Annotated in this window: 2 protein-coding genes; both read left to right on the top strand. The window is 69.0% G+C overall.

The window, feature by feature from the left end; all coding sequences use genetic code 11:
* Positions 1-474 precede the first annotated feature (474 nt).
* On the top strand, positions 475-4,359 hold the full coding sequence (gene purL, locus ABE543_RS18525) for a phosphoribosylformylglycinamidine synthase (RefSeq protein ID WP_263177266.1): 3,885 nt from the start codon (positions 475-477) through the stop codon (positions 4,357-4,359).
* A gap of 441 nt (positions 4,360-4,800) precedes the next feature.
* On the top strand, positions 4,801-9,924 hold a 5,124-nt coding region (locus ABE543_RS18520; protein ID WP_346476007.1), incomplete at its 3' end, for an ESPR-type extended signal peptide-containing protein.

Genomic DNA, 9,924 nt, shown 5'->3' with positions numbered 1-9,924 from the left:
GCGCAGGGGACGCCGTGAATACGTCCCTGTAGGCTCGGGCGCGCCATCCATGGCGCTTACGCCCCTGCGCAGCCCACCCACCCGGCCACGGACAGGTTCCTGCGGCTGCCAGCCACGAAAGACAGAACAAAATCAAAAGCAAGAGCCGGTCGCTTCGCTCTTCATTCGGCCGGCACTGCCGCGGAGCATCCGCGCATGGCGTGGACCGGATACAGATCGCGGAGATCCGTCGAAGGCGGGGTGGGTCCGGTGGCGGGGGTGTCCGCCGCATGGATGCCGCGGCCAAGCCCCCAGGGATGGGTTCACGGCGTCCCCCGCCACCGGACCCACCCCGCCAACCTGCAGGAAACCGGCTTTTGACGTTGCTGTTGCTTCGGCCGTTGCTTCGGCGGGTGCCGGGCGCAGCCCGGCCCAAGCCCATCCCCCGCTTCCGGTACAATATCGGGCCCGTTTCCCAACTACGGTTCCCCGGACATGATGGTCCTCGAGGGCGCGCCCGCCCTGTCGCCGTTCCGCCGCGAACGTCTTGAATCCCGCCTGCAGTCCATCGCTCCCTCCCTGCGCATCAGTGGTGCCTGGCACGTCTACTTCGTGCAGCCGGAAGGCTCGGCCGTGCCCGATCAGGCCACCCTGTGCCGCATCCTGGAAGCACAGCCGCAGGCCGGGACGGTCGCCGAAGGGGCCGTCAGCCGCATCGTGGTGCCGCGTCTGGGAACGTTGTCGCCGTGGTCGAGCAAGGCCACCGAACTGGTCCGCGGGGCCGGTCAGCCGGTCAGCCGGGTCGAGCGCGGCCTGCGTATCGACGTGCTGGGCTGGCCGGACGATGCCGCCACCCAGCAGTCGCTGGTGAAGGTGCTGCACGACCCGATGACGCAGTCGGTGCTGGACCACGTCGAGCAGGGCCAGGCCCTGTTCTCGGCGCCGGCCCGCGGTGAACTGGAGCGCGTTCCTGTGGCGCAGCTGGAAGCCGCCAACCAGCGCCTTGGCCTGGCCATGGCCCAGGACGAGATCGACTACCTGCGCGAGCGCTTCACCGCACTGGGGCGCTCCCCGTCTGACGTGGAACTGATGATGTTCGCGCAGGCCAATTCCGAACACTGCCGGCACAAGATCTTCAACGCCAGCTGGACCATCGACGGGCAGGCGCAGGAACGCTCGCTGTTCCGCATGATCAAGAACACCCACCAGCAGACGCCGCAGCACACCCTGAGCGCGTACAGCGACAACGCTGCGGTGATCGAAGGCCATCCGGCGTCGCGTTACCGTCCGGATCCGGCCAGTGGCGAGTACCGCCGCGAGCCGCAGGTGCCCAGCGCCTTCCAGATCAAGGTTGAAACCCACAATCACCCGACCGCGATCGCGCCGTTCCCGGGGGCGTCCACCGGTGCCGGTGGCGAAATCCGCGACGAAGGCGCAACCGGCCGCGGCGGCAAGCCGAAGGCCGGCCTGACCGGCTTCTCGGTCTCGCACCTGCGCATCCCCGAGCTGCCGCAGCCGTGGGAAGCGCCGCGCGCGCTGAATCCGCGGATGGCGCCGGCGCTGGAGATCATGACCGACGGCCCGCTCGGCGGCGCTGCGTTCAACAATGAGTTCGGCCGCCCGAACCTGCTCGGTTACTTCCGCAGCTTCGAGCTGCCTGAAGGCGCTGACCTGGTCCGTGCGTACGACAAGCCGATCATGCTGGCCGGCGGCCTCGGTGCGATCGACCGTATCCAGGTCGACAAGATCCCGCTGCAGGCCGGTGATGCGGTCATCGTGCTCGGCGGTCCGGCGATGCTGATCGGCCTGGGTGGCGGTGCGGCCAGCTCGGTGGCCTCCGGTGAAAGCGCCGAAGACCTGGATTTCGCCAGCGTGCAGCGCGACAACCCGGAGATGGAGCGCCGCTGCCAGGAAGTCATCGACCGCTGCGTGGCGATGGGTGCCGACAACCCGATCAAGTTCTTCCATGACGTCGGTGCCGGTGGTCTGTCCAACGCGATTCCCGAGCTGCTGCACGATTCGAACGTGGGCGGCATCATCGACCTGGGCAAGGTGCCCACCGACGATCCGTCGTTGTCGCCGATGCAGCTGTGGTGCAACGAATCGCAGGAGCGCTACGTGCTTGGCGTCGCGCAGGAGCGACTGGCCGAGTTTGCCGCGCTGTGCGCGCGCGAGCGCTGCCCGTTCGCCGCCGTGGGCGTGGCGACCGCCGAGGAGCATCTGGTGGTGGCGTACGGCGCGGTGCCGGGCCATGTTCCCGCCGACGCACCGATCGACCTGCCGATGGACGTGCTGTTCGGCAAGCCGCCGAAAATGCACCGCGACACGGCGCACCCGCCGGCACCGCGCTGGCCGGCGCTGAAGACCGGTGGCCTGGATCTGCAGGAAGCCGGCCTGCGCGTGCTGGCGCACCCGACCGTCGCCTCGAAGAACTTCCTGGTCACCATCGGTGACCGCAGCGTCGGCGGCCTGACCGCCCGCGAGCAGATGGTCGGCCCGTGGCAGCTGCCGGTGGCCGACGTAGCCATCACCCTGGCTGATTTCGATGGCGTGGCCGGTGAGGCGATGTCGATCGGCGAGCGCACGCCGCTGGCCCTGCTCGACGCCGCGGCGTCGGCGCGCATGGCCGTGGGCGAAGCGCTGACCAACCTGTGCGCGGCCCCGGTGGATGCGCTGGATGGCATCAAGCTGTCGGCGAACTGGATGGCTGCTGCCGGCCATCCGGGCGAAGACGCGCTGCTGTACGACGCAGTGAAGGCCGTGGGCATGGAACTGTGCCCGCAGCTGGACATCAGCATCCCGGTCGGCAAGGACTCGCTGTCCATGCAGGCGCAGTGGCATGACCAGGGCGAGGCACACAAGAGCGTGTCGCCGGTGTCGCTGGTGATCTCGGCGTTTGCGCCGGTTGCCGATGTGCGCCAGCAGCTGACGCCTCTGCTTGATCGCGACGTCGACAGCGAGCTGTGGCTGATCGGTCTCGGTGCCGGCAAGCAGCGCCTGGGCGGCTCGATCCTGGCGCAGGTGCACGCCGACCACAGCGAACTGCCGGCCTTCGCCGGTGCCGCGCCGGACCTGGACGACCCGCAGCGCCTGCGTGCCTTCTTCGAACTGATCCGGGATGCGCGCCAGTCCGGCCTGCTGCGTGCGTACCATGACCGCAGCGACGGCGGCGCGTTCGCCGCGCTGTGCGAAATGGCGTTCACCTCGCGCCTGGGCCTGGATATCGCCCTCGACGCGTGGGGCGATGACCCGTTCCGCAGCCTGTTCAATGAGGAACTGGGTGCGGTGGTGCAGATTGCCCGCGAAGATCGCGCCGCTTTTGCCGACCTGGTCGAGCGCCACGCCCTTACCGAATGCGCGCAGCGCATCGCCAGGCCGACCACCGCACCGGTGGTGCGCGTATCGCTGGCAGGCGAGAACCTGGCCGAGTGGCGCTGGGAGCAGCTGTTCGATGCGTGGTGGTCGGTCACCCATGCCATGCAGAAGCGTCGCGACAATCCGGCCAGCGCCGATGCCGAGCGCGATGTCGCCCGCGCGTTCAACGCACCGGGCCTGAAGCCGAAGCTGAGCTTCGACCTCAACGAGGATGTGGCGGCGCCGTTCATCAGCACCGGTGCGCGTCCGCGCGTGGCGGTACTGCGCGAACAGGGCGTCAACGGCCAGATCGAGATGGCCAATGCCTTCGAACGTGCAGGCTTCCGCGCGTTCGACGTGCACATGAGCGACCTGATCGAGGGGCGCGTGGCCCTGCAGGACTTCACCGGCCTGGTCGCCTGTGGCGGCTTCAGCTACGGCGATGTGCTGGGTGCCGGCCGTGGCTGGGCGACCTCGATCCTGGAACGCAGCGCGCTGCGCGATGCCTTTGCGGCGTTCTTCGAGCGCCAGGACAGCTTTGCCCTCGGCGTATGCAACGGTTGCCAGATGATGAGCCAGCTGAAGGACATCATCCCCGGCGCCGAACACTGGCCGCAGTTCCGCCGCAATGCCAGCGAGCAGTTCGAGGCCCGCACCGCACTGCTGGAAGTAGTGGAATCGCCGTCGATCCTGCTGCGTGGCATGGCCGGTTCCCGCCTGCAGGTGGCGGTGGCGCACGGCGAAGGCCAGGCGGTGTTCGACAACGCCGTCGACCAGGCCGCTGCGCGCGTGTCGCTGCGCTACATCGATGGCAACGGTGCCATCGCCCAGCAGTATCCGCTCAATCCGAACGGCTCACCGGATGGCATCACTGGCCTGACCAGCACGGACGGGCGCGTCACCATCATGATGCCGCATCCGGAGCGCACCCCGCGCGCACTCAATCTGAGCTGGGCGCCGGCCGAGTGGCAGGGTGATTCACCGTGGATGCGGATGTTCCGCAATGCCCGGGTGTGGTGCGGCTGATCGCGCACCGCTTCGCGCAGGCGTCGATGCCGATGCGTATGGAAAAACCCGCCGCATTGCCGGCGGGTTTTTCTTTGCGCGGATGAAACTCCTGTCGCCACCATGAGTTACATGCATTTCCATGCGCCAGACAATCGTCACGTGCAACTAACAAAATGGATTGATAAACGCGTGAAAAAGTGAACTGCTTCACGGCAATGTGATTTGCTGTGTCAAAGTCTTGACGATATGGAAAGTTGCCGTTAACACTTGAACCCCGTTTCAGAACCATTCATCCCGCAGTAACCGCTTGGCGCATGCGCTCGGTTTTCTTTCGCTGCGCGCCGTTCGGCAATACCCCGCAGTAAATCACGCGAATAAACGCCCCCAGGGGACGTTGGACCAGAAGGTCCGGCGGTGGCGTTGCTTTGCCCAAAACCAGTCCAATCAGGAGCCGTACCGATGAATCGGATTTATCGCAAGGTCTGGAACAAAGCACTGGGTCAGTTGGTCGTGGCCTCGGAACTGGCCTCGTCCGACAGTTGCGGCGGGGTCGTCGACCAACGCCGCGATGCGACACAGGCCAGGCCCTTTGTACTGGCTGCCGCAGTGGCGCTGGCACTGGGATTGGGCATGACCGGCGTCGCCTCTGCACAGTCGGTGGAGATCGGCGGCAACGCCAACTGCGTGGTGCTCAACAGCTCGATCGTCGACAAGTGCCTGGTGGATGGCAGCGCCTCGGCCACCGGCACCAATGCGGTCGCCGTGGGCACCGGCAGCCGTGCAACCGGTGCCAACAGCGTGGCGCTGGGCGCCGGCTCGAAAGCAACGCGTGCCAATACCGTTGCCGTCGGTGATGCGGGCAAGGAACGGCAGGTGACCCACGTCGCCGCTGGCACCGAGGCAACCGATGCGGTGAACAAGGCACAGCTGGATGCACAGGCGCGGGCCACGCAGGCGGCGTTGGCCGAAGCGACAGCCCAGAGCAGTCGCTACTTCAAGGCCGACGGCGCCGGTGATGACAGCGACGCGGCGAAGATCGAAGGGCAGGGCGCGATTGCGGTCGGCAGCGGCAGCCAGTCGCTGGCCAACGCCACCACGGCCGTCGGCACACAGGCCGTGGCCGCCGGTCTGGGCGCCAGTGCGTTCGGCCAGAACGCGCTGGCCATCGGCGATGCCAGCGTCGTCGTCGGCCAGAGTGCCGTTGCGCTCGGACTGGGAGATACCGCCGTCGGTGCCAGCGCTGTTGCGGCCAGCGAGAACGGCGCAGCGACCGCACTGGGCGCGTTGTCCGAGGCCAGTGCGGACGGCGCAACGGCGGTCGGTGGCGGAGCCGTGGCCATGGGCCCGGGCAGTACCGCCGTGGGTCGTGGCGCAACGGCCGCCAATGAAGCATCGATCGCGGTCGGTGCGTTCAGCACCGCCGTGGGTGAATACAGCACCGCGCTGGGTTCGAACTCGGCAGCGGTTGCCACCGGCAGTGTGGCGCTGGGCGCCGGCTCGCTGGCCGACCGGGTCGATACGGTATCGGTGGGCGCAGCCGAGTACGGTCTGACCCGGCAGATCACCAGTGTCGCGGCGGGTACCGAAGACACCGATGCGGCCAATGTCGGCCAACTCCGGGACGTCGCGGCCGTGGCCGATGCCACGGCCAAGCGTTTCCAGGCCACCGGCAGCAGCAACAGCGACGCCGGTGCGCTGGCCGCAGGCGATGACGCGCTGGCTGCCGGTGAAGCGGCCAACGCGCTCGGCGATGGCACCACCGCAGTCGGCGCCGGCGCCACCGCGGTCGCGCAGAACGCCACGGCGGTCGGCAACAACGCCCTGGCCGCCGGACAGAACAGCGCCGCGTTCGGCAACAACGCGCAGGCTGCAGGACCCGGCAGCGTCGCGGTGGGTGGCGCCGCCGTGGACGAGAACGGCAATCCGCTCATCACCAACGGCGGCGTGCCGGTGGAGACCGGCGCGACCAGTGCTGGCGTCGGCGGCACTGCGGTCGGTGCCAGCGCAGAGGCGGCTGGCTTCGCTGCGTCCGCCTATGGCGTGGGTGCCTATGCGGCCGGCGCGCAGTCCTCCGCATTCGGCGCGGTGGCCAACGCCATCGGCGACTACGCCACCGCAGTCGGCACCCAGAGCAACGCGACCGGCACCAGCAGCGTGGCCGTGGGTGGCCCGGCTGACCTGATTCCCGGCCTGGGCTTCTTCGTGCAGACCCAGGCCAGCGGCGAAGCCGCCACCGCTGTGGGTGCCGGCGCGATCGCCAGCGGTGACCGGACCGTGGCCAACGGCAGCCTGACCGAAGCCTCCGGCGCCGAAGCCACGGCCATCGGCTACTTCGCCTACGCACCCGGAGAAGGGGCCAGCGCGCTGGGCGCGCAGACCTGGGCCAGCGGCGCGCAGAGCACGGCGGTCGGCTACTACGCCACGGCGCGCGGCGCCAACAGTGTCGCCCTGGGCGCGAACTCTGAAGCCATCCGTGACAACAGCGTCGCCGTGGGCAGTGCCGGCAACGAGCGGCAGATCACCGGCGTCGCTGCCGGCAGTGAAGCCACCGATGCAGTGAACAAGGCGCAGCTGGACGCCGTGGCCAGCACCGCGGATACCACCGCCCATTACTTCCAGGCCCAGCCGGAAGCCGGCAGCGATGCCGGTGCGTTTGCCGAGGGAGAGGGTGCGGTGGCCGCCGGTTCGTCCAGCAACGCGATCGGCGCCGGTGCCGTCGCCCAGGGCGCGGGTGCTTCCGCCGTGGGCGATGACAGCGTCGCCATCGGTCGCAACAGCAGTGCCAGTGGCAACGGCGGGGTCGCCATCGGTGGACTGGGCCAGGCCTACGATCAGTACAACCAGCCGATCATCGGCGATGACGGTCAACCAGAACGTGTCGGCACCACCGCCGGCGCCGATGCCACCGCCGTCGGCAATGGTGCGCAGGCAACGGGTGCGTCGGGCAATGCGTTCGGCAGCGCGGCCAAAGCCACCGGCGACAACAGCGTGGCTGCCGGTGGCAAGTCGCGGGCGACCGGCAGCTACGCGATCGCCGTGGGCGACAGTGCGTTCGCCAGCAGCGACGACAGCACCGCCGTCGGCGGCTACAGCTGGGCCACCGCCAGTGGCGCCAGCGCATTCGGTTCGGGCGCATGGGCCACCGCCACCAACGCATCCGCCTTCGGCAATGCAGCATGGGCCAGCGGCAGTGGCGCCACCTCCATCGGCTACAACAGCTGGGCCAACGGCACCAGCGCCACCGCCGTCGGCCGCGGTGCCTTCGGCTACGGCGACTACAGCGTGGCGTTGGGCTACCAGGCGCTGGGCAACACGGTCAACAGCATCGCCATCGGCACCAATACGGTGGCCGGCGGTGAAAGCGCGATCGCGCTGGGTGCCGGCAGCAACGCCAGCGGCAGCAACGCGGTCGCGTTGGGTGCAGGCTCGGTGGCTGATCGTGACCGCAGCGTGGCGGTTGGCGCTGCCGGCAACGAGCGCCAGGTGACCCACGTGGCCGCAGGTACGCAGGCCACCGATGCGGTGAACAAGGCACAGCTGGATGCCGTCGCGGCGGAAGCCTCCACCACCGGCAAGTACTTCCAGGCCAGCGGCAGTGCCGACAGCGATGCCGGCGCTTACGTGGAAGGGGACAACGCACTGGCTGCCGGCGAGGCATCCAACGCCATCGGCGACGGCGCCATCGCCCTGGGCAGCGGCGCCAACGCACTGGCCAACAACGCGCAGGCGCTGGGCTTCAATGCCGTGGCCACCGCAGCCAACGCCAGCGCGATCGGTGCCAACGCACAGGCGACCGGCGAGTACGCCACCGCGCATGGCGCGGAAAGCGAAGCCAGCGGTGAACAGAGCGCGGCCTTCGGTGCTGCCTCGATTGCCAGTGGCGCCGGCAGCACCGCCAGCGGCGTGCTGTCCGAAGCCTCCGCAGAAGAGGCGACGGCAGTGGGCTACTTCAGCACCGCCAGTGGTGAAGCGGCCACGGCGGTCGGCAGCGAGAGCGTGGCCAGCGGCACGGCCTCGGCTGCATTCGGCATCGGTGCGGAAGCCACGGGTGGCTACAGCACCGCCATCGGCGGTTTCGCCAGCGCCTCGGCGTTCAACGCCACCGCGTTCGGCAATTTTGCCAATGCCTCCGGCTCCAACAGCGTGGCGCTGGGCGGCGACTCGGAAGCCTCCGGCGACTACAGCACGGCCACCGGTCAGGGCAGCTTGGCCACCGGTACGAACAGTGTCGCTGTCGGCGGCTCGTTGTTCGGCATTCTCGCCACCGAGGCATCCGGCAACTACTCCACGGCCGTCGGTGGTGGCGCATGGTCGCCGGGCATCAACAGCACCGCGCTCGGCAATGCGGCCGAGTCGCGCGGCGCCAACAGCGTCGCGCTGGGTGCCGATTCGATTGCAGACCGTGACAACACGGTATCGGTCGGTGGTGGTGGCAACACCCGCCAGGTGACCAACGTGGCGGCAGGTACCCAAGGCACCGATGCGGTCAACAAGGACCAGCTGGACGCCGTGGCGTCGGTGGCTGAGAACACCCGCCGCTACTTCCAAGCCAGTGGCAGTGCCGACAGCGATGCCGGCGCCTACGTGGAAGGTGACAACGCGCTGGCGGCCGGCGAAGCGGCCAACGCGATCGGCAACGGTGCCACCGCACTGGGCAGTGGTGCGACGGCGGTCGCCGCCAGTGCCACCGCCGTAGGCCTGGACAGCCTGGCCAGCGGCAGCAATGCCGCAGCGGTGGGCAGCAACGCACAGGCCACGGGTGAAAACAGTGCGGCGCTGGGCAGCGGTGCGGTTGCCAGCGAGATCGGCAGCACGGCGACCGGCGCGGGTGCACAGGCCACGGCGGTGTACAGCACCGCCAACGGCTCGGAGGCGCTGGCCAGCGGTGCGCAGTCGCTGGCCAGCGGCTTCCGCAGCGCGGCGTCGGCCGATGGCACCACGGCGGTTGGTGGTTACAGCGAAGCCAGTGGTCGTCTCGGTTCTGCACTGGGTTACGGCACGATCGCCAGCGGGGCCAACAGTACTGCGACGGGCGTGTTTGCCACGGCCAGCGGCGCCAGCGCGGTGGCCATGGGTGATTCCAGTGAAGCCAGCGGCGATGAAAGCGTCGCCATCGGCGGCAGCACCTTCTTCGGTCTGATCCCGGCCCGCGCCAGCGGCTACGGCGCCGCGGCGTTCGGTGCGGGTGCATGGGCCACCGACGACTACGCCACCGCCATCGGCTGGAACTCGTGGGCCGACGCGGCCGATTCCACCGCACTCGGTGCCAGCGCCACCGCCAATGCTGCGAACAGCGTGGCACTGGGTGCGGGTTCCGTTGCCGACCGCGCCAACAGCGTGGCCGTGGGCAGTGCCGGCAACGAGCGCCAGGTGACCAACGTGGCGGCAGGTACCGAAGGCACCGATGCGGTCAACAAGAACCAGCTGGACGCCGTGGCGTCGGTGGCCGAGAGCACCAGCCGCTACTTCCAGGCCAGTGGCAGTGCCGACAGCGATGCCGGCGCCTACGTGGAAGGTGACAACGCGCTGGCGGCCGGCGAAGCGGCCAACGCGATCGGCAACGGTGCCACCGCACTGGGCAGT

The organism is Stenotrophomonas sp. TWI169, from assembly GCF_039674705.1.
GTDB classification, from domain to species: Bacteria; Pseudomonadota; Gammaproteobacteria; order Xanthomonadales; family Xanthomonadaceae; genus Stenotrophomonas; species Stenotrophomonas maltophilia_P.
This window is presented reverse-complemented; position numbering and strand designations above follow the sequence as displayed.